This window comes from Streptomyces yunnanensis (assembly GCF_029011865.1).
In the GTDB taxonomy this organism is placed as follows: domain Bacteria; phylum Actinomycetota; class Actinomycetes; order Streptomycetales; family Streptomycetaceae; genus Streptomyces; species Streptomyces yunnanensis.
On record NZ_CP095749.1, the window covers coordinates 1,633,460 to 1,658,231 of the forward strand.

At 72.7% G+C, this 24,772-nt stretch carries 21 protein-coding genes; 6 read left to right on the forward strand and 15 right to left on the reverse strand.

All coding sequences use genetic code 11. From position 1 onward, the window contains the following. Window positions 1–77 precede the first annotated feature (77 nt). The 6 genes from MOV08_RS07180 to MOV08_RS07205 form a co-directional block, all read right to left on the reverse strand. Entirely contained in the window at window positions 78–899 is an 822-nt protein-coding gene (locus MOV08_RS07180; protein ID WP_275306740.1) for an urease accessory protein UreD, read from the reverse strand. Continuing rightward, on the reverse strand, window positions 896–1,591 hold the full coding sequence (gene ureG / locus MOV08_RS07185) for an urease accessory protein UreG (protein ID WP_275306586.1): 696 nt from the start codon (window positions 1,589–1,591) through the stop codon (window positions 896–898). The genes MOV08_RS07180 and ureG overlap by 4 nt, the downstream gene beginning before the upstream one ends. Before the next feature lie 41 nt (window positions 1,592–1,632). Next, window positions 1,633–2,307 (reverse strand): urease accessory protein UreF, encoded by a 675-nt coding sequence (locus MOV08_RS07190; protein WP_275306741.1) that lies wholly within the window; start codon window positions 2,305–2,307, stop codon window positions 1,633–1,635. Between the two features lie 44 nt (window positions 2,308–2,351). Then, window positions 2,352–4,247, reverse strand: coding sequence for an urease subunit alpha (locus tag MOV08_RS07195; protein WP_275306742.1), 1,896 nt, complete (start codon window positions 4,245–4,247; stop codon window positions 2,352–2,354). Further along, window positions 4,240–4,923, reverse strand: coding sequence for an urease subunit gamma (locus MOV08_RS07200; RefSeq protein ID WP_052286576.1), 684 nt, complete (start codon window positions 4,921–4,923; stop codon window positions 4,240–4,242). Before MOV08_RS07200 ends, MOV08_RS07195 begins: the two co-directional genes overlap by 8 nt. Before the next feature lie 1,124 nt (window positions 4,924–6,047). Continuing rightward, window positions 6,048–7,559, reverse strand: coding sequence for an FUSC family protein (locus MOV08_RS07205; RefSeq protein WP_039630447.1), 1,512 nt, complete (start codon window positions 7,557–7,559; stop codon window positions 6,048–6,050). Between the two features lie 355 nt (window positions 7,560–7,914). Here MOV08_RS07205 and MOV08_RS07210 point away from each other — a divergent pair, with 355 nt between their 5' ends. Then, window positions 7,915–10,230 carry a glycoside hydrolase family 3 N-terminal domain-containing protein gene (locus MOV08_RS07210; RefSeq protein ID WP_275306743.1) on the forward strand — a complete coding sequence of 772 codons (2,316 nt, stop codon included), beginning with the start codon at window positions 7,915–7,917 and terminating at the stop codon, window positions 10,228–10,230. Window positions 10,231–10,273: 43 nt separating this feature from the next. Here MOV08_RS07210 and MOV08_RS07215 read toward each other — a convergent pair whose 3' ends face one another. Next, window positions 10,274–10,798 (reverse strand): DUF6624 domain-containing protein, encoded by a 525-nt coding sequence (locus MOV08_RS07215; protein WP_039630450.1) that lies wholly within the window; start codon window positions 10,796–10,798, stop codon window positions 10,274–10,276. A gap of 199 nt (window positions 10,799–10,997) precedes the next feature. On the opposite strand from MOV08_RS07215, the gene MOV08_RS07220 reads away from it, so the two are divergent. Continuing rightward, the gene (locus MOV08_RS07220) at window positions 10,998–11,480 is read left to right on the forward strand and encodes an Lrp/AsnC family transcriptional regulator (protein ID WP_039630452.1); all 483 of its coding nucleotides are present in this window, start codon (window positions 10,998–11,000) and stop codon (window positions 11,478–11,480) included. A gap of 134 nt (window positions 11,481–11,614) precedes the next feature. Here the strand turns inward: MOV08_RS07220 and MOV08_RS07225 are convergent, their stop codons facing one another. Further along, window positions 11,615–12,700: a sugar ABC transporter substrate-binding protein gene (locus MOV08_RS07225; protein ID WP_420834134.1), complete on the reverse strand. Its 1,086-nt coding sequence runs from the start codon at window positions 12,698–12,700 to the stop codon at window positions 11,615–11,617. A gap of 271 nt (window positions 12,701–12,971) precedes the next feature. Between MOV08_RS07225 and MOV08_RS07230 the strand changes: the two genes are divergently transcribed. Further along, window positions 12,972–13,859 (forward strand): phenylalanine 4-monooxygenase, encoded by an 888-nt coding sequence (locus MOV08_RS07230; protein ID WP_275306744.1) that lies wholly within the window; start codon window positions 12,972–12,974, stop codon window positions 13,857–13,859. A 34-nt stretch (window positions 13,860–13,893) separates the two neighbouring features. On the opposite strand, the gene MOV08_RS07235 is transcribed toward MOV08_RS07230, so the two are convergent. From MOV08_RS07235 to MOV08_RS07255, 6 genes are read right to left on the reverse strand one after another with little or no spacing between them, the layout of a single operon-like run. Continuing rightward, window positions 13,894–15,306, reverse strand: coding sequence for an MATE family efflux transporter (locus MOV08_RS07235; RefSeq protein WP_275311713.1), 1,413 nt, complete (start codon window positions 15,304–15,306; stop codon window positions 13,894–13,896). Window positions 15,307–15,321: 15 nt separating this feature from the next. Then, window positions 15,322–16,101: a pyridoxal-phosphate dependent enzyme gene (locus MOV08_RS07240; RefSeq protein WP_275306745.1), complete on the reverse strand. Its 780-nt coding sequence runs from the start codon at window positions 16,099–16,101 to the stop codon at window positions 15,322–15,324. Between the two features lie 33 nt (window positions 16,102–16,134). Continuing rightward, entirely contained in the window at window positions 16,135–17,001 is an 867-nt protein-coding gene (locus MOV08_RS43805) for a type III PLP-dependent enzyme domain-containing protein (RefSeq protein WP_338057142.1), read from the reverse strand. Beyond that, on the reverse strand, window positions 16,998–17,525 hold the full coding sequence (locus MOV08_RS43810) for a type III PLP-dependent enzyme domain-containing protein (RefSeq protein WP_338057143.1): 528 nt from the start codon (window positions 17,523–17,525) through the stop codon (window positions 16,998–17,000). The genes MOV08_RS43805 and MOV08_RS43810 overlap by 4 nt, the downstream gene beginning before the upstream one ends. Then, window positions 17,522–18,568: an ornithine cyclodeaminase family protein gene (locus MOV08_RS07250; protein ID WP_275306746.1), complete on the reverse strand. Its 1,047-nt coding sequence runs from the start codon at window positions 18,566–18,568 to the stop codon at window positions 17,522–17,524. Before MOV08_RS07250 ends, MOV08_RS43810 begins: the two co-directional genes overlap by 4 nt. After that, entirely contained in the window at window positions 18,565–19,557 is a 993-nt protein-coding gene (locus tag MOV08_RS07255; RefSeq protein ID WP_275306747.1) for a TauD/TfdA family dioxygenase, read from the reverse strand. The genes MOV08_RS07250 and MOV08_RS07255 overlap by 4 nt, the downstream gene beginning before the upstream one ends. 300 nt (window positions 19,558–19,857) lie before the next feature. Here MOV08_RS07255 and MOV08_RS07260 point away from each other — a divergent pair, with 300 nt between their 5' ends. After that, on the forward strand, window positions 19,858–21,378 hold the full coding sequence (locus tag MOV08_RS07260) for an ABC transporter substrate-binding protein (RefSeq protein ID WP_275306748.1): 1,521 nt from the start codon (window positions 19,858–19,860) through the stop codon (window positions 21,376–21,378). Window positions 21,379–21,639: 261 nt separating this feature from the next. Further along, entirely contained in the window at window positions 21,640–22,368 is a 729-nt protein-coding gene (locus MOV08_RS07265) for an ABC transporter permease (protein ID WP_275306749.1), read from the forward strand. 17 nt (window positions 22,369–22,385) lie between these two features. Here MOV08_RS07265 and MOV08_RS07270 read toward each other — a convergent pair whose 3' ends face one another. Further along, window positions 22,386–23,606: an IS110 family RNA-guided transposase gene (locus MOV08_RS07270; protein ID WP_052286520.1), complete on the reverse strand. Its 1,221-nt coding sequence runs from the start codon at window positions 23,604–23,606 to the stop codon at window positions 22,386–22,388. Between the two features lie 239 nt (window positions 23,607–23,845). Here MOV08_RS07270 and MOV08_RS07275 point away from each other — a divergent pair, with 239 nt between their 5' ends. Further along, window positions 23,846–24,724, forward strand: a complete 879-nt coding sequence (locus MOV08_RS07275; protein WP_275306750.1) for an ABC transporter permease — start codon at window positions 23,846–23,848, stop codon at window positions 24,722–24,724. The last annotated feature ends 48 nt before the right edge of the window (window positions 24,725–24,772 follow it).

Sequence of the window (24,772 nt, forward strand, 5' to 3'; positions counted from 1 at the left end):
CGGACGACGCTAACAGGGCGGGCGGGGGCGGCGCCGGTGATGGCCGGGAGCGACCGGTACGCCGCGAGGTGCCGCGGTCAGCCTCCGGTGCCGCGCACGGCGGCGTCCGCCGTGTCGAGGAGGCGGCGCAGCCGGAGGCCGTCGCGTGCCACCGCGGTGACGAGCACGGCGGGGCCGGCGAGCGGGGCCAGCAGGGCCTGGCCGGATTCCGGGGCTTCGGCGAGCAGCCGGGGCGGGTTCCGGGTGTGCTCCAACGACGGGTCGACGATGAGGAGTTGACCGATGGCACGGTGGTCGGCGAGGACGGCGGGGCCGTCCCAGCCGACCGCGCCCGGTCCGTAATCGGCCTGCTGGTGCAGCAGGGTGCGTCCCCCGCGCCGGACGACCAGGCGGGTTGCCAGCCGGCCCGGTGGTTCCCCTGCCCGGCCGAGGATCTGTTCCTCCCGCAGTACGAGCCGGGCGGTGCGGGCGAGGTCGGCGGTGAGGGTCTGCCGCAGGTCGCTGCCGACGGCGCTGATCAACGGTTTGGGGAGCCAGTGCAGTTGGGCGTCCTCGCCGACGGTCAGGGCGACGTCATAGGTGGCGGGCTCGGCCGTGGCGCCCTTGAGGGCGAGGGTGGCGGTCGCGGAGGTGATGTGCAGGGACGCGCCGTGCTCCGCGGTGGCCTCGATGCGCAGCCGGTCACCGCCGAGGGGTGCGCTCATGGCGCCGACGAGGATGACCCGGGCCTCGCTCCCGCGCGGGCGCAGCCGGCGCAGTTCGAAGGGGCCGTCGCCGTCGAGGGCGGTCAGTGTGGTGGCGCCGCCCCGGCCGGTGGCCGTGATGCGGGCGGTGGCGCGTACGCCCGAGGCGGTCGCCTCGGGCGCGGGCTTCGCGGCTTCCGGGATCGTGGGGATCATGCGGTGGCCGTGGTCCAGTGCGCCAGCTGTGCCCGGACCCAGTCGGCGACCGGCTTGACGCCGTCGGGCTGCTTCAGGGCCGTGAAGGCGACCGGCAGTTCGCCGCGCTGCGCCTTGGCGTCACGGGCCATGCCGTCGAGATCCACCCCCACATACGGGGCCAGGTCGGTCTTGTTGACGACCAACAGGTCGGCCGTGGTCACACCCGGCCCACCCTTGCGCGGGATGTCGTCACCACCGGCGGTGTCGATCACGAAGATCTGCGCATCGACCAGCCCCTTGGAGAACGTCGCGGTCAGGTTGTCACCACCGGACTCCACCAACACCAGGTCCAACGGACCCACACTCTCCTCCAGATCCTCCACCGCCTCCAGGTTGGCGGAGATGTCGTCACGGATCGCGGTGTGCGGACAGGCCCCGGTCTCCACCGCCACGATCCGCTCCGTCGGCAACACCGCCTCACGCCGCAGGAACTCGGCATCCTCCCGCGTGTAGATGTCATTGGTGACGACGGCGATCGAGAACTCCTCACGCAACACCCGGCACAACGCCGCCACGGTCGCGGTCTTGCCCGTACCGACCGGACCGCCCAACCCGATCCGCAACGCACGCCGCGTCCCGTCGCCGCGCACGGGAGCAGCCGCACTGTAGGTGTGCCGCTCGGGAAAGCCGTCCTGATGATCGAGGTGCATGGTGACTCCGTACTCGTGTCGGAAGGGGATCGGTGGGCAGGTCAGGAGGCGAAGAGCCGTACCGGCCAGGCGGCGTGCGCCTCGGCGGTGATGTCCAGCAGGGGCGCCGAGGTGGCGGGCAGCGCGTCGTACCCCTCCGCGGGGATGCGGTCGGCGGCCCGGGTGGCCGCGGCGGCCACCCGGTCGACGTCGGTGGCCAGACGGGCGAGGACGGCGGTGGCGTCGAACGGGTCCAGGCTCAGCAGCCGGACCACCGCGGTGGCCGGTCCGCTGACGCTCTCGTACGCGGCCACCTGGGCCGCGTCCAGCGGGGTCAGCCCGGCGGACCGGGCGGCCAGGCCGAGGACGACGGGCTGGTGGGCACCGCGCGGGCGGGCCACGGCCAGCGCGTCGAGCTCGGCACTCGGCCAGGTGGCGCGGGCGGCCCGCATCATCTGGCGGCCGAGCCGGCGGGCGACCTGGCGCAGCGCCGGCACCGGGGTGCGGACGTCGGCGGCCTCGTCCAGTGCCAGCGGGTCGTTTCCGGCCGCGGCCGCGGCGGCCAGACCCGCCGCGACCAGCCCCGCGGTGTGCAACCGCCCCCGGCAGAAGGTCTCCAGGGAGGTGCTGTCGGTGACGCGGCCCGCCCGGACCGCCGGTTCGGCCCCGCCGGAGTGCGCATGCCCTCCGGCGGGGAACCGGCCGTCGGCCAGGACGAGCAGCGCGGCGCGCGTCATGGTCCGCAGTTCACCTTTCTCTCCTCGCACCGTGCCCGCGGCCCTCAGAAGAGGAAGTAGCGCTGGGCCATGGGCAGTTCGGTGGCGTAGTTCCGTTCGACGCCGTGTCCGTCGATCTGTGCGGAGACGTCCTCCACCTTCGTCCCGCCGATGATGACCTCGAAGGTGTCGGGGTCGATCGCGACGTCGGGGCGGGCGTCGTTCTCCTTCATGTGCTCCTTGCGGATGTTCCGCGTGTTGCGGATGGCCTTGAACTCCTTGCCGAGGTCGAGGCGTTCGGGCAGTCCGGCGTCGATGGCCCGCTGGGCGACGAAGTTGAACGAGGTGGAGCGGGGCGAGCGGCCGGTGGCCCCCCACACGGCGCGGGGCAGCACCGGCTGCGGGGTGGGGATGGACGCGTTGGCGTCCCCCACCTGCGCGAAGGCGATCTGTCCGCCCTTGAGGACCAGATGGGTGCGGACGCCGAAGAACTTCGGCTCCCACAGCACCAGGTCGGCGAGCTTGCCCACCTCGACCGAGCCGACCTCCGCATCGATGCCCTGGGCGATGGCCGGGTTGATGGTGTACTTCGCGACGTACCGCCGGGCGCGGTTGTTGTCGGCCCGGTTCGGGGCGGGGTGTTGCTGGCAGACCTCCGTCTCCCGGGTGCAGCCGTCGCCCGGCAGGAAGCCGCGCCGCTGCTTCATGACGTCCGCGGTCTGCCAGGTCCGCAACACCGTCTCGCCGATCCGGCCCATGGCCTGGGCGTCGGAGGACATGATCGAGATGGCGCCGAGGTCGTGCAGGATGTCCTCGGCGGCCATGGTGGAGGGCCGGATGCGCGAGTCGGCGAAGGCCAGGTCCTCCGGGACGGCGGGGTTGAGGTGATGGCAGATCATCACCATGTCGAAGTGCTCCCTGACCGTGTTGACGGTCAGCGGCCGCGTGGGGTTGGTGGACGCCGGCAGCACGTTCCGCTTGCTCACCATGGTGATCATGTCCGGCGCGTGGCCGCCGCCGGCGCCCTCGACGTGGAACACGTGCAGGGGCTCGTCGCCGATGGCTTCGAGGGTGCTCTCGACGAAGCCCGCCTCGTTCAACGAGTCGGCGTGGAGAGCGAGTTGCACGCCGGTCTCCCGGCACACCTTCAGGCAGGTGCGGAGGGTGGCGGGCGTGGCGCCCCAGTCCTCGTGGATCTTGAGGCCGATCGCACCGGCGTCCACCTGGTTGCGGAGCGACTCCTCGGACATGGTGCTGCCCTTGCCGAGCAGTCCGACGTTGACCGGGAAGGCGTCCAGCGCCTCGAAGGTCCGGGCGAGGTGCCAGCGCCCCGGGGTGACCGTGGTGGCGGTGCTGCCCTGCGCCGGCCCCGTCCCCCCGCCGATGAGCGTGGTCACCCCGGCGGCCAGGGCCTCACCGACCTGCTCGGGGCAGATGAAGTGGACGTGGGTGTCGACCGCGCCCGCGGTGAGGATCTTCCCGTTGCCGGCGATGACCTCGGTCTCGGGACCGATGACGAAGTCCGTGGCGACCGGATGGCCGTCGTGCAGGGGGTCCATGGTCTCGTGGTTGTACGCCTTGCCGAGCGCGCTGATCCGGCCGTCGCGGAGGGCGACGTCGGCCTTCACCACGCCCCAGTGGTCCAGGATCACGGCACCGGTGATGACGGTGTCGGGCGGTTCGGGACGCTCGGGCACCGCCGCCACCGAGTCCCGCGGAACAGCGGACTGCCCCATCGACTCCCGGATCACCTTGCCGCCGCCGAAGATCACCTCGTTGCCGCTGTGTTCCGGTCCGCCCGACCAGTCCTCGATGATCTCGATCCGCAGCCGGGTGTCCGCGAGGCGGATGCAGTCGCCCTCCGTGGGGCCGAACAGGTCGGCGTAATCGGCACGCTCCAGGCTCCCGCCCTCGTCGTCGGGCGGGGTCCCGGGTGCGGGGCGGGTCGTGGGGTCAGTCATCGAGGTCACCTCCGACGCAACCGCGCAGCCCGAGCACGCGGCGTTCGCCCTCGATGCGGACGAGTTCGACGGGCTGCGGGATGCCGGGCTCGAAGCGCACGGAGCTGCCGGAGGCGACGTGCAGGCGCTTGCCGTAGGCGACGCCCTTGAAGGTGCGCTCGCCCCCGCCGGGCTCGCGCCAGCTCAGGCCGTGGTTGACCTCGGCGAAGTGGTAGTGGGAGCCGACCTGGATGGGCCGGTCGGACTGGTTGCAGACGGTCAGAGGGGTGGTCTCCCGGCCCTTGTTGAAGGGAATGCGGCCGGCCCCCTCCGGGTGGTCGATCTTCCCCGGATGCACCAGGGTCGCGTCGTCGGACTCCGCACAGCAGTCGCGACGGGGGATGGGGTCGTGGAGGGCCACCAGCTTCGTGCCGTCGGGGAAGGTGGCCTCCACCTGCACGGACGAGATCATCTCGGGCACTCCGACCATGACCTCCTCCCGGCCGAGCACCTTCTTGCCGGACGCCATGAGTTCGGCGACGGTGTGGCCGTCCCGGGCCCCTTCGAGGACGTGCACGGTCAACAGGGCCACGGCCTCGGGGTAATTGAGCAACACCCCACGGGCCCGGCGCTTTTCGGCGACGTCCGCCGCCACGTGAATCATCAGACGCTCTTGCTCATGGGGAGTCAGATGCATAGCATTACCACGTCTTTACGTTCCTTCGGAGTCGTTGAAGTTCCCTGAAGTTCCCTGAAGTTTTCTGCGGAAGAAGTTCCCTGTCGAGGTCCACTTCACCGAAGTCCTCGCGGAGTTCGGGGAATTACAGCAGGGCGCGTCAACGGATTCGCCGCAGCTGCCATCGGGCTTCGCCCGGCACGGCGAATACCCGCACACGCACCTCGGAAGATGCCCGCTCATGCGACATTTCTGCCGCGGACATCAGAAAGGAAAGGTCGAGTCGCCATCGGACGGGACGGAGACCTCATCCTCGCAACGGGGAGTGGTGTCGCGCTCGTCAAACCCTGTTCGTTGACGCTCAGCGCCCCCTCATCAAGCCCCCTCGCACTCCCGTAACGGCCTTGATCGTGGCCGATATCCACCATCAGATTCCCCGCCGCGCCCCCTTGGGTAAACAGGCAATTCCGGCCAGGCGACGGGGCGAACGGCCGTTCCACGGAGCGCCGTCACGCCCCCTGCGGGAAACGGGGGAACCTAACGGAAATCAAGCGGTCGGAGACTTCGCAGGCCAGTACCGAACTCTCCGCCGGTTCGCGGGACGTCATGCGCGGTCGAGAGCTGCCGAGCATCGAGAAGTTCCGGCGCCCCGTCCTGCCCGTGGGCAGGGAATTCCCGAGGGAAACCCGACCGTTCGCATGACGTGGTGAACATGCGTGTCGAGTTTGGGGATGTTGGACGCGGGAAGCGACGGCCGTCGCCAAACCCGACAATGCACCGATGTCGCCGATGTCAGCGGCATGTGCCCCTCACACTCGCCCCGGGGTACATCGGGAGGCGTCGCCGGCCCGGCCGAAAAGCAGCACCGAATCATCGGAACGCCCACCGGCGCCCCCGAGCGGCAGGGGTCTCCACGGCCGGGCGCGCGGCCGGCGCCGACCTCTTCCGCACGTACGCCGATCGAGCCCCGATGGCTCCTGTCCGAAGACCCACTGGTTCGGATTCCCTGGGGATCGCAGGGTGTACGCATGCCTGCGGGATCTCGTGACATCGCCGGGCTGCCCCCGCCGAGCAACGGAGGGCGCAGCGTCCACGACCGCGGCGCGGCCGGCCCGCACGCGACCGGCCGCCACGGGCTCGCCCGCTCAGGCGCCCATCGGGAGCCGTTCGGACCGGCCGAGGGGGACGGCGAGGGCGAGCAGGGCCTGTTCCAGGGCGTGCAGATGGGCCAGCACGGGTCCGCCCTCGCCGGTCTGCGGCAGCGTCCCGGCCTCCGCCCGGCGGCCGGGCGCGTCGAGCGGGGCGTCGGTCAGGGCCTCGACGGCGGCCTCGACCCGCCGGCACGCCGCGACGAGCCGGTCGTCGTGCGAGGCTTCCGGGTCGGCGGCGATGGATGCCAGTCCGCGCACCTCGCGCGCGCAGTCGTCGAGCAGCGCGACGATCTGCCGGGCCCGTTGCTTGCGCGCCCGCAGGGGGCTGAGCGGATGCACCAGCGGGACGAGCGACAGCCGCACGCGGCCGAGGATCGCCTCCAACTCGGCCACCCGCGGCGCCGGATCGGCGGCGGCGTCCCCGGCGAGGTGGGCGGCGGCCTGTGCGGTGCACGCGTGCACGCACCGCACGGCCCGCTCGACCTGCTCGTCGGTGACGGAGTGCGTGGTCACCGGCAGCACCAGGAGCACCGCGAGCAGCGCGCCCAGGGCCCCGACGGCCGTCTCGCCCACCCGCAGGGCGAGCAGTGCCGGATCGAGCACGCCGAGCAGCCCGTAGAGCGTGCTGGCCATCACGGTCACCGCGAGCATCATCCAGGTGTAGGAGACGGCCGCCGTGTAGAAGATCCCGAAGACGCCGAGGGCGACGATCACGGCGGCCGCGACCGGCTCGTCGTGCAGCGGAACGGCGAGGGCGAAGCCGAGCCCGACCCCGAGCACCGTGCCCAGGAACCGCCGGAACCCACGGACGAGCGTCTCGCCCCGCGAGGTGGTGTTCACGAACACCCACCATGTGGCGCCGACGGCCCAGTACCAGCGCTGTTCGGACAGCATCTGCCCGACGCCGAGGGCGAAGGCGGCCCCCACGGTCGCCTGCACGGCCTGCCGCGTGGTGATCCGCGCGAGCCCGGTCCCGCCGGCCGGCGCGGCCACCGCGGTGGGCGCCGGCAGCCGCCGTTCGTAGCACCACACCCCGAAACGCACCGCCGACGACGCGGCGAGCCCGAGCAGCACGGCCGCGTACGACTCGGGAAGCTGACCGGGGACGGTGTGCAGGAACTGCGCCGCGAAGAAGATCATGAAGGCGAACACGCCCAGCGAGTGCCCGCGCGGTCCCCACCGCCGCGCGTACACCCCCGCCCCCACGACGGCCAGGAACGCCAGGTCGCGCGCGAGCGGCAGGTCGTGCAGCAGCGCCGCGAGCGCGAGCATCGGGAGGCCGACGACGGGCAGCAGTGCCGTCGTCACGGCCTGGCCGCGCACCGTCGGGTCGGTCACCGTGAACAAGGCGAGCAGCGCGGCCAGGCCGCCGGTGATGGCGGCGACCAGCGTGTGCCCGGCCAGCCCGCACAACGCCACGGCGAGGCCGACCCCGACCACGGCCCGGGCCGCGAACCGCAGTCGCATACGCCCCGGATCCGGCGCCACGAACGCCTTCTTCAGCAAGTTGCCCCGCCCCTTCCGCACACAGGTGCACCGCGACATGAGAAAGGCGCCGCGGGGATCCGCAGCGCCATCGACAGAGCCATCACACCATCAACCCACCAGGTGGCTCAACAGATGCTGAAAACGCTGAGCCATTGGCACAGCATCACGGCATTTCGATGCGCCATTAGCGGGCCAACGGTCCAGCCGGGCGGCATGGCGTGCGGCGACGCCGTGCACCCGCCCCCGCACGGCGGGTCGGTGCATCCGGTTCGCACGCGACTCTTGACGGTTACCGGGCGCTCACTTACCGTCGCTTCAGCTCCTGGCGCCTTGGGAAAACCTTTACCCCTCTCTCGATGAAAAAGGTGAAGGCATGGGTGGGCTGCGACGTCGTTCACTGCTGGCCGCCGCGGGCGGTACCGCGGCGGCCGCCGGTCTGGCGAGCACCGGATCGCCCCAGGCACAGGCGCTCCCCCGGGGCGCCGCGGCGGGGGAGACTCAGGCCGGGACGGCTTCCGGCCACCGGCCCGGGCCGGACGAGGGGAAGGTCGGCGAACTGCTGGCGCGTATGACTCTCGAAGAGAAGCTGGGGCAGTTGCAGCAGCTCCCGTGGGCGTACGACACCGGGCCGGGCGGGCCGGGGACCAAGGCGGTCGAGGACGCCGCCCGCGCCGGGCGGTTGGGCTCGGTGCTCAGCATCTACGGGGCCCGGACCTGCAACGCGCTCCAGAAGCTCGCCGTCGAGGAGTCGCGGCTGGGCATCCCGCTGCTGTTCGGTCTCGACGTCATCCACGGCTTCTGGACGACGTTCCCGATCCCGCTGGCGCAGGCGGCGAGCTTCGATCCGCAGGTCGCGGTGCGGGACGCCGAGGTGTCGGCACGGGAGGCCCGGTCCAACGGGGTGCACTGGACCTTCGCGCCGATGATGGACGTGACGCACGAGCCGCGCTGGGGCCGGATCGCCGAGGGCAACGGCGAGGACCCGTACCTGACCGCCGCGTTCGCCGCCGCCAAGGTGCGCGGCTACCAGGGGGACCGGCTCTCGGCCGCGGACCGGATCGCCGCCTGCGCCAAGCACTTCGTGGCGTACGGGGGCCCCGAGGGCGGGCGGGACTACAACACCGTGGACGTCTCCGAGTCCCGGCTGCGGAACCTCTACCTCCCGCCGTTCAAGGCCGCGACGGACGCCGGGGTGGCCACCGTGATGGCCTCGTTCAACCTCATCGGCGGCGTCCCTGCGCACGCCGATCCGCACACCCTCACCGACATCCTCCGGCGGGCGTGGGACTTCGACGGGATGGTGGTGAGCGACTGGAACGGCGTGCAGGAACTGATCCCGCACGGTGTCGCGGAGGACGGCGCGGACGCCGCGCGGCTCGCGCTGACCGCCGGGGTCGACATGGAGATGACCAGCACCAACCTTGTCACCCACGGCAAACAGCTGCTCCGGGAGGGCCGGATCGGCCGGCGGCGGCTGGACGAGGCGGTCGCCCGGGTGCTGCGGCTGAAGTTCGCGCTCGGGCTGTTCGCGCACCCCTACGTCGACGAGGGCGCGGCGATCGGCGAGCCGTCCGCGCAGGCCCGGGCGGCGGCCCGGGCCGCCGCGAGCCGGTCGATGGTGTTGCTGAAGAACGACAGGGGGGTGCTGCCGCTTCGCGGTTCGGTCGGTTCGATCGCGGTGGTGGGGCCGTTCGGCGACTCCACCGACCTGTTGGGGACGTGGGTGATGCCGCCCGCGGCCCGGAAGTTCCCGGCCTGCACGGTGCTGGACGCCGTGCGGCAGGCGGCGCCCGGCAGCACGGTGCGCCATGCGCGCGGCGTGGACCCGCAGGGGGACGACACCAGCGGCATCCCGGCCGCCGTCGCCGCCGCCAGGGCCTGTGACGTGACCGTCGTGGTGGTCGGCGAGCCCCCGGCGCTCAGCGGGGAGGCCGCCGCGCGCAGCGACCTCGGGCTGCCGGGCGCGCAGGAGCGGCTGGTCGCGGCGATCGCCGACACCGGCAGGCCGTTCGCGGTGGTGCTGGTCAACGGGCGTCCGCTGACCGTCGGGAGCTGGCTGGAGCGGGCCCCGGCGGTGCTGGTGGCCTGGCACCCGGGCATCGAGGCCGGCCACGCCGTCGCCGACGTGTTGTTCGGCACGGTCGCTCCCGGCGGCAAGCTGCCGGTCTCGTTCCCGCGCTCGGTCGGTCAGATCCCGATCCACTACAACCACGAGAACACCGGCCGGCCCTACGACCCGGACGACAAGTACACCTCGAAGTACCTCGACCTCCCGGACGGACCGCAGTTCCCGTTCGGCCACGGGCTGAGCTACACGACGTTCCGCACCGACGCGCCCCGGCTGAGCACCGGCCGGATCGCGGCGAGCGGCCTGCGCGCGGGCGACACCGTCGAGGTCACGGCGACCGTCACCAACACCGGTTCCCGGACCGGCGACGAGGTCGTGCAGCTCTACGTCCACGACCGGGCCGCCAGCATCGCCCAACCGGTCCGCCGGCTGCGGGGCTTCCAGCGCGTGACGCTGGCGCCGGGGGCGAGCCGGACCGTGCGGTTCCGGCTGGCGGCCGAGGACCTCGGCTTCTGGACCAACGACCCGCGCGGCGAGTTCCGGCTGGAGCCCGGCGCCATCGACCTCTATGTGGGCGGCAGTTCGACCGCCGAGGGCAGGGCCACGCTCACCGTGACCTGAGCGGAGGGCCGCCGGACGCCGGGTCGGGCGCCGGGGGGGACGCTCAGGCGAACTGGGCGACGTACTCGTCGAACGGCGGGATGCCCACCTCGACCCGCCGCTGGTCCATCCGCTCCGGATCCCGGCACGGCCACGGCACCGGCGCACCGTCCCGGACCCCGGCGATCTGGGTGCCGTAGATCTGCTCCCGCCCGTCGTTGACCCGCGTGCGGTCCGTGAGGAAGGCCAGGTCGCGGGGGCTCGCCAGGCCGTCGGCGACGGCGCGTTCCATCAGGTGCAGGGCGCGCCGCTGCACGTCCAGTTGGCGGTCGGCGTGCTGGGCTATCAGCCAGGCGCCGCGGGCGGCGTCCGCCCCGAAGCGGTCCGCGGTGGGCCAGCCGTGGGCGTCGATGATCGCGGTGAGCCGGTCGGCGTGCCGCGCGGTCAGCCGGCGCCAGGCCAACTGGTCGGCGAAGTCGCCGCTGTTGGCGCGGGGTGCGGCCCGGTTGTCCTCGGCGGCCATGGCGACCAGTTCGGCCGCCACCGCGGCGAGGTCGTCGGTGCGGTGCCGGGGTGCGTCGTGCGCCATCGTGCTCCAGACGTCGAAGGTGACCCTGCGTCGGGTCGGGTGCCTCCACGCTAGGGGGCGAATCGGTGCAAAAGATCATCCTCGGATACGGTGACGGGAGGGGCCCCGGGCCTGGATAATGGATCTGTCCCCGGAAGTGCTCCGCCCCCTCTCGGCACCGTGCCGACCGATCCGCCGACCGTGAGGAGGCCGTGGACCGATGGCCGTGGACGCGCTGGACGCGAAGATCCTCAGGTTGCTGCTGGAGCAGCCGCGGACGAGCGTGCGGGAATACGCCCGGGTGCTGGGGGTCGCCCGCGGGACGGTGCAGGCGCGACTGGACCGCCTGGAGCGGGACGGGGTGATCACCGCCTACGGGCCGCGGCTCTCGCCCGCCGCGCTGGACCATCCGATGCTGGCCTTCGTGCACATCGAGGTGACACAGGGGCATCTGGAGGAGGTCGCCGCCGCGCTGGGCGAGGTGCCGCAGATCATCGAGGCGTTCTCGACCACCGGCGGCGGGGATCTGCTGACGCGCGTGGTGGCCCGGGACGCGGCACATCTGGAGGACGTGATCCAGCGGCTGATCAGCCTGCCGGGGGTGGTCCGCACCCGCACGGAGGTGGTGCTGCGCGAGCGGGTGCCGCATCGGATGTTGCCGCTGGTCGAGGCCGTGGGCGGGGCGGCGGCGCAGCCGGACTGAGGGCGGCGGACCGGGCGGCCGGCGGGAGTTCGGCGCGCGGGCGGCGCCTGCGTGGCGCGGGCGGCCGGACGGCGCGGGGGAAGCGTGGTGCGCCCGGGGCCGGCCGCGTCCGCGCGCGCCGGCCCCGGGGTGCCTCACTGGATGCCGAGGGAGGAGCACTCCGCCGCGACGGCCGGGGTGCAGAGCAGGTCGGCGCGGACCGCGCCGTTCTGGACGACGGTGTCCTTGAGGTTCGCCTTGGTGACCAGCGTGGCGTTGAAGAGCTTGGCGGGGATGCCGGACTTGCTGGTGCTGGCGGCGGTGGTCGAGGTGAGGGAGGCGATGCTCTGCCCGCGCAGCAGGCGGAAGGCGATCTCCGCGGCGGTCTCGGCCTCCGGGCGCACCTCCTTGTAGACAGTGAACGCCTGAGTTCCGTCCAACAGCCTTTGCAATGCGGGGAGTTCGGCGTCCTGGCCACCGACCGGGACGTTTTTCACGCCGCCGGCCTTCAGCGCCGCGGCGATACCGCCGGCCATGCCGTCATTTGCCGAGTAGACCGCGTCGAAGCCATGCGGACCGCGGGAGTTGATGACATCGGTCATGTCCTTCTTGGCGGTCGCCTCGGACCATTCGGGAACGTCCTTCTCGTAGACGACCTTGTGGACCTTGCCGTCGAGGACGGCGTGCGCGCCCTTCTTGAAGGACGGGGCATTCGGGTCGCCCGGGGAGCCGTTGAACATGACGACGTCGGCGGTGGCCGCCCGGGAGCCGAGCGCGGTGAGAATTCCCTCGCCCTGGAGGCGGCCGATCTTGTCGTTGTCGTAGGAGACGTACGCCTTGACGTTGCCCTCGGCGAGCCGGTCGTAGGCGACGACCTGGACGCCCTGACGTGCGGCGGAGTCCACCCAGTCCTTGGCGGCCCGGGCGTCGACCGGGTCGAGGACGATGACCTTGACGCCCTTCTTCACCAGGGACTCGAACTGGGTGCGCTGGGTCTCCGCGCTGGACTCGGCGTTTCCGTAGTCCACTTTGCATTCGAGGCAGAGCGACGCGATTCGCCGGGAAATGATACGGCGATCAAAATTCTCGTAGCGCGTGGATTTGTTCTCCGGAAGGAGGAGGCCGATGTGGTCCTTCCCTTCGGGGGCTTCCTGATGATCACTTCCGCACGCCGCCAGGGGGGCGGCGAGGGAAAGAGTCAACGCACTGACGACGACCCGGCGACGCATTGTTGCATTCATCACATTCACCGCGTCCATAGCCTTCATCGGCCTCATGAAAAGTACCTCCACAGGGGCCGCCCTGACTCGGCCCATGAATGGCTGAGTGAACGTCACTGAAGCCCGGATAGTCAAGAAACGAACCAATAACGACATCGGGGCGGCTCGTGCGTTGAGAGGCCGAAGGCGGCGCGGTAGCGGCCGGCGGGGCCTCCGGAGCGGTCCGCGGCACTGGGTACTTCGACCGCTACGCCAGGTGATCTTCGCCCCGCCGCGGGGCAGGTTCAGGGCCATGAGCACCGTACGGAAGCAGACCCCCGTCTCCGTCGAGGGGCGGCTGGGGCGCGCGAACGAGCACCCCGGGCGCCACGACCAGGACTACCGGCGGCGGCGCGACGCCCTGGCGGCCCGCGCCGAGAACCACCGGGTGGGAGCGCCGTACGAGGACGTCGCGTACACCGAGGACGAGCACCGGACCTGGCGGACGGTGTACGACGCGCTGGCCCCGGCGCACCGGGCGCACGCCTGCCGGGAGGTGCTGGCGGCCGGCGAGGCAGCGGACATACCTGCCGAGCAGATCCCGCAGCACGCGGAGATCACGCCCGGGCTGCGGACCCGCACCGGTTTCTCGCTCACCCTGGCCGGCGGGGTGGTGCCCAACGAGCGGTTCCTGGGGGCGATGGAGCACGGCTACTTCCATGCGGTGCAGTTCGTACGCCATCCGGCCGTGCCGCTGTACACCCCCGAACCGGACGTCCTGCACGACGTGTTCGGGCACGGCATCCATCTGTCGTCGCCGGGGATCGCCGAGCTGTACCGGGTCATCGGCCGGGCCGCGAACCGGGTCCGGACCGCGGAGGCGCTGGACATTCTGAGCCGCGTGTATTGGTACACCCTCGAATACGGGCTGATCGCCGAATCCGGCGGGCCGAAAGCCTTCGGCGCGGCGCTGCTGTCCTCGTACGGGGAGATCGCCGCGCACGAGGTCCGGGAAGTGCGCGAACTGGACCTCTGCGTCGCAGCAAGCACTCAGTACCGTATTTCCAGCTATCAGTCTGTTTTGTTCGCGGCGCGGTCTTTCTCCCATCTTGAGGACGCGATCGGCGGGTTCTGCGCGGAATTCGACGACGACACCGGGAACCGGCTGGGGTTGCCGTCGCTCCCCCGCGACCGGCAGTAGCGGGCGGCCGTGCCGCACGGCCGCCCACCACGGCTCAGGCGGCCTCCGCGGGGGCGGCGGTGCCCCGCGCCCGCAGGGCGGTGCCGTACCGGCGCAGCAGCAGCAGCGCCGTGGTGGCGAGTCCGGCGAGCAGCCCGAGCCAGACGCCCAGGGTGTGCAGCCCGGCGGCGTAGCCGAGCGCCCAGGCGGCGGGCAGGCCGACCAGCCCGTAGCCGACGAGGGTGATCCGGAAGCCGCTCCTGGTGTCGTCCAGGCCGCGCAGCAGGCCGACGCCGATGTTCTGGGCGCAGTCGAAGAACTGCAGCACGGCGATGACGCACAGGAGTTGGCCGGCGATCGCGAGGGCCGGCCGGTCGCCGGCCGCGCCCGGGTCGAAGAACGGGCGCAGGACCAGCTCCGGCAGCGCGAGGTAGATCACCGCGACCACCGCCATGACCACGGCGGCGCAGGCCAGTGCGGTGTTCTTCAGGCGCCGGGCGGAGTCGGTGCGGCCCAGGGCCAGTTCCCGGCTGACGTTGATGGACGCGGCGTGGGAGAGGCCGACGGCGACCTGGAAGACGATGTAGACGAGCTGGTTGACGGCGGTGTGGGCGGCGAGCGCGGCGCTGCCGAAGCTGCCGGCCATCAGCGCGGTGACGGAGAAGAAGCCGGCCTCGGAGCCGTAGGTGGCGGCGATCGGCACGCCGAGGCCGACGAGGGTGCGCACGGTGGCGGCGTCGGCCCCGGCGGCGTTGAGGCTGAGCCGCGGGGCCAGGACCGGGTCCCGCCGGGCGGCGGCGTACAGCGCGAGGAAGGACAGCAGGTGGACGGCGGAGGTGGCGACGCCGATGCCGGGCAGGCCGAGCCTGGGCAGTCCCCAGGTGCCGTGCACCAGGACCCAGTTGAGGCCGGCGTTGACCGCGACCGAGGCGAGCGTGATCCGCAGCAGGGCCTGCGGGCGGCGCAGGCCGACGGTGAACTGACGGATCGCCTGGAACCACAGGCAGGGCAGCAGTCCGGGGGCGAGCGCCACGAGCATCGGCCGCGCCCGGTCGGCGATCTCGGCGTCCTGGCCGACCCAGGTGAGCGCCTGGCCGATGAGGACCATCAGGACCGCGCCGGCCAGTCCGGCGAGGGTGGCGACGGCCGTCCCGGCCCGGGCGATGCCCCGGACGGCGGGCACGTCGGCAGCGGTTCCCGGGGCGTCGCCCTCCTCCTCCCGGGCCGCGGCGGCGGCGATCCGGTTGCCGACGGAGGTGACCAGGCCGACGCCCATGGTGCGCAGCTGGTTGAAGAGGACGATGGCGAGGCCGCCGGCCGCGAGGTCCCGGGCGCCCAGGAAGCCCATCATCACGGTGTCGGTGGTGGTCAGGGCCACCTGGGCGAGCTGGGTGAGGACCAGCGGCACGGCCAGCGCGGCCAGCGCGCGGCCGTCGCGGAGGAGGGTGGTCGGCTGCGGGGCGGGCATGAAGGGCATGGACCGTCAATTCCTGCGGAGTTTGCCGAGGCGTTCGTCGATCTCGCGCTCGACGTCGGGGGCGAGCAGGCCGCGGGCGGCCAGCCATCCGTCGTCGAAGACGGTATCCAGGTACTTCTCCCCGCCGTCGTTGACGAGGGCGACCACGGTCGTCCCGGGCGGCAGTGACGGCAGTCGGCGCAGCGCCTCGTGGACCACGCCGCCGGCGGAGCCGCCGATCAGCAGGCCGGTGCGGGCCACCGCGCGGGCGGTGGCGAAGGCTTCGACGTCGCCGACCTTGACGCCCTCGTCGATGAGGGCGAAGTCGACCAGGGCGCCGATCTCCGCGCCTTCGGGGGTGCCGGTGCCGGACTGGTAGTAGTCGTGGGCGGGGCCGCCGAAGGCGATGGAGCCCTTGGGTTCCACGCCGATGGTGGTGACGTCCGGCATGAGGGTGCGCAGTTCGCCGGCGGTGCCGCAGAGCGCGCCGCCGGTGCCGACGGCCCCGATGAGGAGGTCGAGCCGGCCGTCCAGCGCCTGGTGCAGCTCGTGCGCGACGGGGTGGTAACCGACGCCGTTGCTGGGGTTGTTGTGCTGTTCGGTGAAGACGGTGTTGTCGCGGCCGCGGGCCAGTTCCTCGGCCAGCTCCTCGCGGGCGGCGGTGGCGAGGTCCTCGCTGCCGTCGTCGACGTAGACGAGTTCGGTGCCCAGGGCGCGCATGGTGCGGCACAGTTCGAGGAGCGGGGTGCAGCCGACGAGTTCGGACACGCGGGAGACCACGGCGGGGCGGCTCAGTGCCTCGTTCATGGGGCGGGCTCCTGGGGCGGGAGGGCGGTCGGGTCAGGGGGCGGGGCGGCGGTCCAGCCGCCAGCGCGGGCGCCCGTCCGTGCGGTCGAGGACGACCTTGGGGGGCAACGGCAGTTCGTGGAAGGGGGATTCGTTGGAGTCCATCTGGTAGCCGGCCGTGTTGGGGTAGACCAGCAGGTCGCCCGGTTGGGGTCGCCGGGGGAAGGGGACCTTGCGCCAGGTGAGCAGGTCCGACTCCAGGCAGCTGGCGCCGCCGACGCAGGTGGGGTGGGCGGCGTCGCCGGTCGCCCGGCCGTCCGGGCCGACCAGGACCGGTTGCGGCAGGAACTCGCTGTTGAACCACTGCTCGGACAGGCTCAGGCTGGTGCCGTCCACGGTCACGATGGCGTAGCCGGCCCGGTCCTTGACGCCCTGGATCCGGAAGACGGAGGCGCCGGCGCCGGCCAGCAGCGCCCGCCCGGGCTCCAGCAGCAGGAGGGTGCCGGTGTCCCGCAGCCGGTCGGCCAGGGTCCGCGGTGCGCGGTCCATGCCGGTGGCGGTGGTGCCGGCGAGGACGGCGCGCAGGGCGTCGGCCCCGGCGACCGGTGAGTGGTACGGGTAGAACCCGGCCGGGTCGAAGGTCCGGTCCGCGTGGTAGTGGCCGGGCCGCTGCGCGGCGAGGAAGGCGTACCAGTCGGCGGGGGCGCAGTAGTCGACGGCGAAACCGCCGCCGATGCTGATGCGGTCGGCCTGGAGGCCCATGGTGCGGGCGGCCAGGCAGCGGTCGAGGAGGGCGGCGGCGAGCTCGACCCGCGGCGGTACGGCGTAGCCGGAGAGGTGGAAGCTGAAGCCCTCCATCCGGACCGCGTCACCGGCCGCGACGCAGCGGGCGAGGGCGGTGTCCAGCTCGGCGCCGGTCATGCCGAAGCGGCTGCCCGGCTGCTGCGGGGGCAGCAGCCGGGCAGGATGCGGGGAGCGCGCGGGGCGCCCGGCGGGGCGTGGTGCAGCAACCGGTCCAGTTCGTCGAGGGAGTCCACGGCGACCAGGCATGCCTGGAGGACCGCGACCCGCAGCAGCTCGTCGCTCTTGGCGGGGCCGGTGACCACGATCCGCTCGCCGCGGACGCCGTTGCCGAGGGCCTCGCGGAGTTCGCCGAGGCCGGCGACGTCCACGCCGGTGCCGGTGGCGGCACACCGCTCGATCCAGACGGCGGCCTTGTTGGCCTTCTTGGCGTAGTGGATCCGGCCGTCCACGCCGGCCTCGGCCAGGGCCGTGCGGAAGGCGGCGACATTGGCGTCGAAGCGGTCGGGCAGCAGGAAGTGGAAGGGCCCGCCGAAGGCGTGGGAGAGCTCGGGCAGCAGCCCGCTGTCCAGGACGGCGTCGGTGCCGGGGTCCGGGAGGGCGGGGAGGAAGGGGACCGCGGAGGGGGCGCGGTCGCCGGTCACTGCCACAGCGGTACCCGCGTCCCCCGGCCCTGGGCGAGGGCGAGTTGGGCGAAGCGGTGGCCGAGGGCGATGTCGGTGACGACCAGTCCGCTGTTGTAGCCGAAGATCCGCTCGTCGGCGGTGCGGCGACCGACCGCGGCGCCCGCGACGATCCGCGGCAACTCGGCGTCCACCGGGCGGAGATGGCCTTCGGCGTCGGCCATGTCGGTGCCGGTGACCTGCATTTGGGCCTCGCTGGTGGCGATGACCCGGTCGGCGCGGTGCAGGGTCGAGGGGGCCAGGCCGTGCCCGACGAGGACGGCCAGCGCGCCCGGGGCGAGCCAGTCGACCTCGACCGCGGCGGCGGTGTGGCCGCCGGCGGTGGCGACGACGATGTCGGCCTGGGTGGCGGCGGCCCGCAGATCGGTCACGAGTTCCACGTCGCGGTCCGGGAAGTGGCGGTGCAGTTCCGTGCGGACCGCGGCGATGCCGTCGGGGTGACTGCCCGCCAGCAGCAGCCGGTCCAGGTCCGGGAGGGTGGTGAGCAGGAACGGCAGGGCCAGCCGGCCCTGGGTGCCGGTGCCGATGACGAGGGCGGTGCGCGCGCCGGGCCGGGCGCAGGCGCGGGCCAGCAGCGCGGAGACGGCCGGGGTGCGCAGGGCGCCGATCCGGCCGCAGTCCATCATCGCGAGGGGCAGCCCGCTGATGTCGTCGTAGAGGGTCAGCGCGGTGTAGTAGTGCTGGTCGCCGCGGTCCTTGTCGAGGCCGTGCTTGTAGGAGGTCTTGACGGCGACGACCTCGCGGGAGCCGTCGCGGCCGAGCATCGCGTAGCCGACGGAGTGCCCGTCGGCGGGCCTGACGGTGAGCTTGCGGGGGTTATCGGACGCGCCGGCGGCCAGGGTGCGGTACGCCTGCTCGACGGTCTCGACGACGTCGGCGAGGGTGATGTCGATGCCGGCGAGGTCGCTGGTGGACAGGGCGCGCAGGGTGCGGCCGGGTATGTCGTGGACCGAGGTGCTGCGGTCGGTCACGAGGTCCTCCGGGAGAGGCTGCTGGTGGTTCATGCGGCGTGCGCCTCGATGGCCGCCTGTCCGTAGCCGTGCTCGGTGGCCTCGGCGGGCGGGCGGGTGCGGCGGCCTGGTACCCGGACCAAGGCGCGTTTGAGCCAGCGGTCGGTGCCGTCGTAGCGGGCCCGGAAGGGCACCCGGCCGTGGACGACGAGGTCGTTGTCGACGATCAGGACCTCACCGGGTGCGAGGCTGACCGCGGTGGAGACGGCGGCGAGTTGCTCCGACAGGCGGCGGTAGGCGGCCCGGTACTCCGGGGTGGCCTCGTCGAGGGGGGTGTAGGCGGGGTCGAAGCGGAGGGTGCGGCCGTCCTCGGACTCCCACAGGGTGGGGACGTTCGGGGGGCGGCCGTCGAAGCCCCGGGCCTCGGCGTAGGCGTCGTCGGGGAGGATCGGGACCTCGGGGCGGGCGAGGACGGCCAGGTCCTCGTCGCCGAGCCGGACCTTACAGATGCTGGCGGCGGTGGTGGCGACGGCGTCGTGGTTGCGCATGCACCCGAGCATCAGCAGGTGGGCGCGGCCGGGGTGGAAGGCGTCCTCGGTGTGCGGGCTGAGCAGGACGCTGCTGCTGGCGCCGGTCTGGGCCCGTTCGTGGCCGGACGAGGGGACGATGTTGTGCACGAAGCGGCCGTCCTGCTGGCCTTCCCAGGCGAGGGGGTTGCCCATGACGGTGGCGAGCAGCAGGAGCGCGATGTCGTGGACGGCGGCGCGGTCGCCGGCGGTGGCCCAACTGCCGGGCGTGGAGCCTATCCCGGTGTCGTCGACGGCCAGGGCGCGGAGCACGAACAGGCCGTCGTCGGTGTCGACGGGGCGGCAGGCGTGGCGGATCGGGGCGCCGAGGGCGGCGGCGGAACGCGCCACGGCGGCGAGCAGCGCGGGCGAGGTGGCCGAGGTGCCGGCGGCGGCGAGGATCTCCTCGGCCGCGTGGCGGAGTTCGGTGAGCGATGCGTCGTCGAGCAGACGAACGGGGGCGGAACCCGTGCTCATGGCGAGGTCATCCGTTCCTGGAGGCGTCGTCAAACCACAACTCGACTTCCTCGTAAGGGAGTTGAGCCACGTACGGAGGCCGGTCGCGGTGAGCGGGTGCCGCCGAAACTACACAGATGGATTAGGTTAGGCAAACCTTAGTTTTGATTCACACCGAGGCCCGCGCGACCCCTTGCACGCCTACCCGACCTTAGGGTAGGCAAACCTTAGTCACGGTGGATCCGCTCGCGGATCCTCCTCCTTGGACACCGCGGGAACGAGGGCGCGAAGGTGAACCTGAACAGGCGTCAACTGCTGTGTATGGGTGGCGGGTTGGGTGCCGCGACACTCCTCGCCGGGTGCGGTGGCGGACCGGGCGCGGGCTCCGACGGCGACGGCCCCGACGGCCCGCCCCGCAAGGGCGGCACCCTCCGCGTGGGCGCCCTCGGCCGGGCCTCCGCGATCACCCGCGACCCCCACGGAACCCAGGGCAACGAGAGCGACTACCTCATCATCGCGCTGGTCTACGACACCCTCACCGCACCCGGCCGCAAGGACAACACCGTGGGCCGGCTGGCGACTTCCTGGCAGGCGTCCGAGGATCTGCGGACCTGGCGGTTCAGGCTCGCCGAGGGCGCGACGTTCCACGACGGGACGCCGGTCACCGCCGAGGACGCCGTCCGGTCGCTGCGTCGACTGCGCAACACCCCGGCCGGCGCCGCCCGGCTCCCCGGCATCCAGGCGCACCGCATCACCGCCGAGGGCAAGGGCACCGTCGTCCTCGTCTCCGACCGCCCCAACGCCGAACTCCCGCTGCTCACCCGCCTGACCACCTTCGTCCTGAAGAAGGACACCCCCGAGAGGGAGCTGGCCCAGGCCCCCGGGACCGGCCCGTTCAAGCTCGACCGGTACCGCGGCGGCAACGCCCGCCTGGTCCGCAACGACCACTGGCACGGCGGCGAGGTCCACCTCGACGCCATCGAGGTGACCATGTTCGAGAGCCCGCAGGCCATGGCCAACGCCATGCTCGCCGGGCAGATCGACCTCGCCTCCAACGCCGGTGCGGTGGCCGCCCGCACCGCCGCCGGCCGCCAGGACATCCAGGTCCTCCGCCGCCCGAACGACATGGCGATGCCGATCGCGATGCGCGCCGCCGACGGCCCGTTCGCCGACCCCAAGGTCCGCGAGGCGGTCAAGCTGGTCGTCGACCGCGAGGCCATGGTCAAGCAGGTGCTCTCCGGCTACGGCACGGTCGCCAACGACATCCTCGGCACCGGCGACCCCGACTACGCCAAGGCCGTCCCGCAGCGCCACCGCGACCTCGCGCGCGCCCGGCAACTGCTGGGCGAGGCGCACTTCGACCTGTCGCGGACCTACGAGCTGATCACCACCGAGGACATCGCCGGGCTCGCCGAGTCCGCCACGCTCTTCGCCACCCAGGCCCGCGAGGCCGGCCTGAAGATCAAGGTCACCAAGCAGGAGTCCGGGACCTTCTACGCCAGGACCTGGCTCAAGGGCGACCTCTACACCAACTACTGGGGCACCAACGACTCGGTGGTCTTCTTCGCCTCGAAGACCATGACCACCGGCGCCGGGCAGAACGAGGCCGGCTGGTCCGACCCGCGGTTCGACGCCGCCTGCGCCAAGGTCCTGGGCACCGCCGACGCCGCACGGCGCCGCAGCGCCCTGCGCGCACTCCAGCAGATCGAGCACGACCGGTCCGGCTACCTGCTGTGGGGCATGGCGGACGGCATCGACCTGGCGGCCCGCAAGGTCCGCAACCTGCCCCAGCTGCCCGGCTACGGGCGGGTGCAGCTGGAGCACGTGTGGCTGGCGCGGTGAGCGCCCCGCCCGACGGCCGCACCGCGCGGCCCGGCCCGCCTCGGGGCACCGGTGCCGGACGGGCCGCCGCGCGGATCGGGATGCTGCTCGGCAAACGGGTGCTGATGCTGGCCGTCCTCCTGGCCGTGGTGTTCGCCGCGGTACAACTCCGGGGACGCCGCGTCGGCCACCTCCGAGCGCGGCGAGGGCGCCGCCGGCGTCGCCGCCCGCCGCCATCTGCTGGGCCTGGACCGGCCGTTGTGGGAGCGCTTCCAGCACTGGATGACCGGACTGCCCACCGGCGACCTGGGCACCTCCGCCCGCGGCCAGAAGGTGACCGATCTGCTCGCCGCGCCGTTCCCCAACACCCTGCTGCTCGGCGGCGCCGCCTTCGCCCTGACGATGGCGGCGGCACTGGTGCTCGGCTGTTGGGCGGCGGCCCGGCCCGGCGGACGGCTGGACCGGGCGATCGGCCTGGGGTCCACCGCCACCTTCGCCCTGCCCGAATTCATCGTCGCGGTCGGCCTGTTGCTGGTGTTGTCCCTGTGGACGGGCTGGTTGCCCGCGGTCACCCTCACCGACGGCGGCGGCGCCCCCGCCGACTGGACGATGCTGGTGATGCCCGTCCTCGCCCTGGCCGTCCCGCAGACCGGCTGGAACACCCGGATCGTCCGGGCCGCCCTGGCCGACCAGGAGCGCACCCCGCAGGTGGCCGCCGCCCACCTGGACGGTCTGCCACGCCGCCAGGTGCTGCTGCGGCACGCGCTGCCGGGCGCCCTGCCCACCATCGCCATCGGCGCCGCCACCTCCACCGGCATGCTGCTGGGCGGCGCCGTCGTGGTCGAGACGCTGTTCAACTACCCGGGAATCGGCGCGGTGCTGGCCGGGGCCCTCGCCGACCGGGACACCCCCGTCATCGCCGGCGTGGTCGCCTGCGCCGGCGCCGCGGTCAGCCTGGTGCTGTTCCTCGCCGACCTGATCCGGTACCGCACCCTGGGAGACCGGTCATGAGTTTCCTGAGTCAACCTCTATGCCGCGACGGGTGTGTCGGCACTCGTGTTGATCTTCCCGTTGGCTTGGTGAGTGGCGGGGTCGTAGCAGGCTCCGTCGCGCCAGCAGGCCCAGATCACGCGGAGCCAGGCGCGGGCCAGGATGCGGATGGCGTGGGGGTGTCGCTTCTTGCGGGTCCTGGCGTCGGTGTAGATCTTCGCAGCCCAGTCGCTGCCGTGTCTGCTGTTGTCGGCGAACGTCGTGACGGCCAGGCGTGCGCGGCGGTTGGTCGCGTAGCGGAAGGCGACGGTGCGGGACTTGCCGGAGGCTTTCGTGACCGGGACGACTCCGGCTTCGGCGATGAACTGCTCGCAGGTCTGGGAGCGTTCGAGGATCGGGCCGAGTTCGCCGATGATCTGGGCGAGGTTGATTTTGCCGATCCGCGGCATGGTCGCGAACAGCGGTGCGTAGGGGTGGGCCTTGACGGCCTCGGTGATGGCCTTGTCCAGCGCGCGGAGGGTGGCACGGGTGCCCTGGACGAGCTGGACCTGGATGCGGATGAGCTGTTCGACGGCGGCCGGGCTGAGCCGGGACGCAGCCGAGGGTGCCGAACGCAGACGCTCGATGAGGAAGCTGCCGGGCTTGTTGCCGGAGTAGCCATGGCGTTTGCACCAGGCTTGAAGCCGTCCGGCGGTGAGCTTGGAGGCGGCGGCCGGGGTGGGGTAACGCTCCAGGAAGGCCAGGGCGATGTCGCTGTCGAGTTCGTAGAAGACGGCCTTTCCGCCGGGCCAGTGGGCGTCCAGCGACGCGGCGAGCTGGTTGACGGCGGCGACCTTGGCCTCGATGTGGTCGGCGCGCTGGCGGGTGAGCGCCTGCAGGTCCAGCGTGGCCTGGTCGGTGGGCTCCAGGCGGGGCAGGAAGTGCCCGTCGGTGCGCAGGTAGTCGGCGAGTTTCATGCTGTCGCCCGCGTCCGTCTTGGCCTTGGCGGCACCCCAGCGCGGCCGCATCGCGTGGAAGGCGTTCGGGTGCACCGGCACCACCGGGTGACCGGCGGCCAGCAGCCGGTCGACGACCAGGCCGCGGGTGGTCTCGATGGCCACCGGAAGATCCGCCGGAGCCCCGTATCGGGCCAGGCGGGCCAGCGTCTTGGTGATGCCTTCCTCGGTGTGTGCCAGTTCCCACCGGTCCACGCGGGCGCCGAGGTGGTCCATGACGGTCACGTCGTGGGTCTCGGTCGCCCAGTCCCATCCGATGAACACGAAAGAAGTACTCCAGTGTCGTGCGCGGAGCACCTGCTCGGTGGTGAGGACGTCTGCCGGGAGCTCATTAATCGGCCCTCTGCGGGGCCTGTCCCTGAAGCCGATCAGACGGCCTCGGGCCCGGCAGGGCCGGCGGAACTCATGCTGGCCGTCCAACGGCTCGCACCACTGGCCGTACCCCGCCGGGACCGAGAGGTCACAACCCTACCCATGAGGGCTGCAGAAGGGATGGTCCTCTAATGAGCACCACCGCCGTCCTCGACCGCACCCGGCTCCGCGGGCCCCGCGCCCTGCCCCGGGTGGCCCCGGCGCTGCTGCTGACCGCCCTCGCCCTGCTCGGCCCGCTGCTCGCGCCGCACCCCGCCGACCAGCCGGTCACCGCCCCGTACGCGCCCCCCGGCGACGGCGCGCCGCTCGGCGGCGACCAGTTGGGCCGGGACGTCCTGAGCCGGCTGCTGCACGGCGGCAGCGCGCTGATCGGCAGCGCGCTGGCCGTGGCGGTGGTGGTCACCGCGCTGGCCACCCTGCTGGGGTGCCTGGCCGCGCTCAGCCCCGCGCTGGGGCGGGTGATCGAGGCGGTCGCCGACATCGCGATCCTGCTGCCGCCGGTGCTGGGCATCATGCTGCTGTCGCTGGCCTGGCCCGGGGGCGGACGGCCCGCGGTGACGGTCGCGGCGATCGCCCTGGGCACGCCGTACGCGGTGCGGATCGTCGCCGGCGCCGCCGCGCCGCTGGCCGCCTCCGGCTTCGTCGAGGCGGCCGCGGCAGGCGGCGAGCGGCTGTTCCACCTGGCGCTGCGGGAGATCCTGCCCAATCTGCGGGCCACCGTCCTGGCCCTGTTCGGACTGCGGTTCGTCGAGGCGGTGTACGTCATCTCGATGGCCGGATTCCTCCAGCTCGGACCCCAACCCCCCACCGCCGACTGGGCGTTGATGATCCGCGAGAACGCCTCCGGCATCCTGCTCGACCCCTGGTCCGTGGTCGCTCCCGCGCTCGCCATCGGCCTGCTGGCCATCAGCGTCAACCTCGCGGCGGACACCGTGGCGCCGAAGGCGGGACGCCGGTCGGGACCCCGGGCGGGACGCGGGGCAGGACGCCGGGCGGTGAACAGACGGTGAGCCGCCCTCGCCTCCCCTCCCCATGGAGCAGACGGTAAGCCGCCCTCC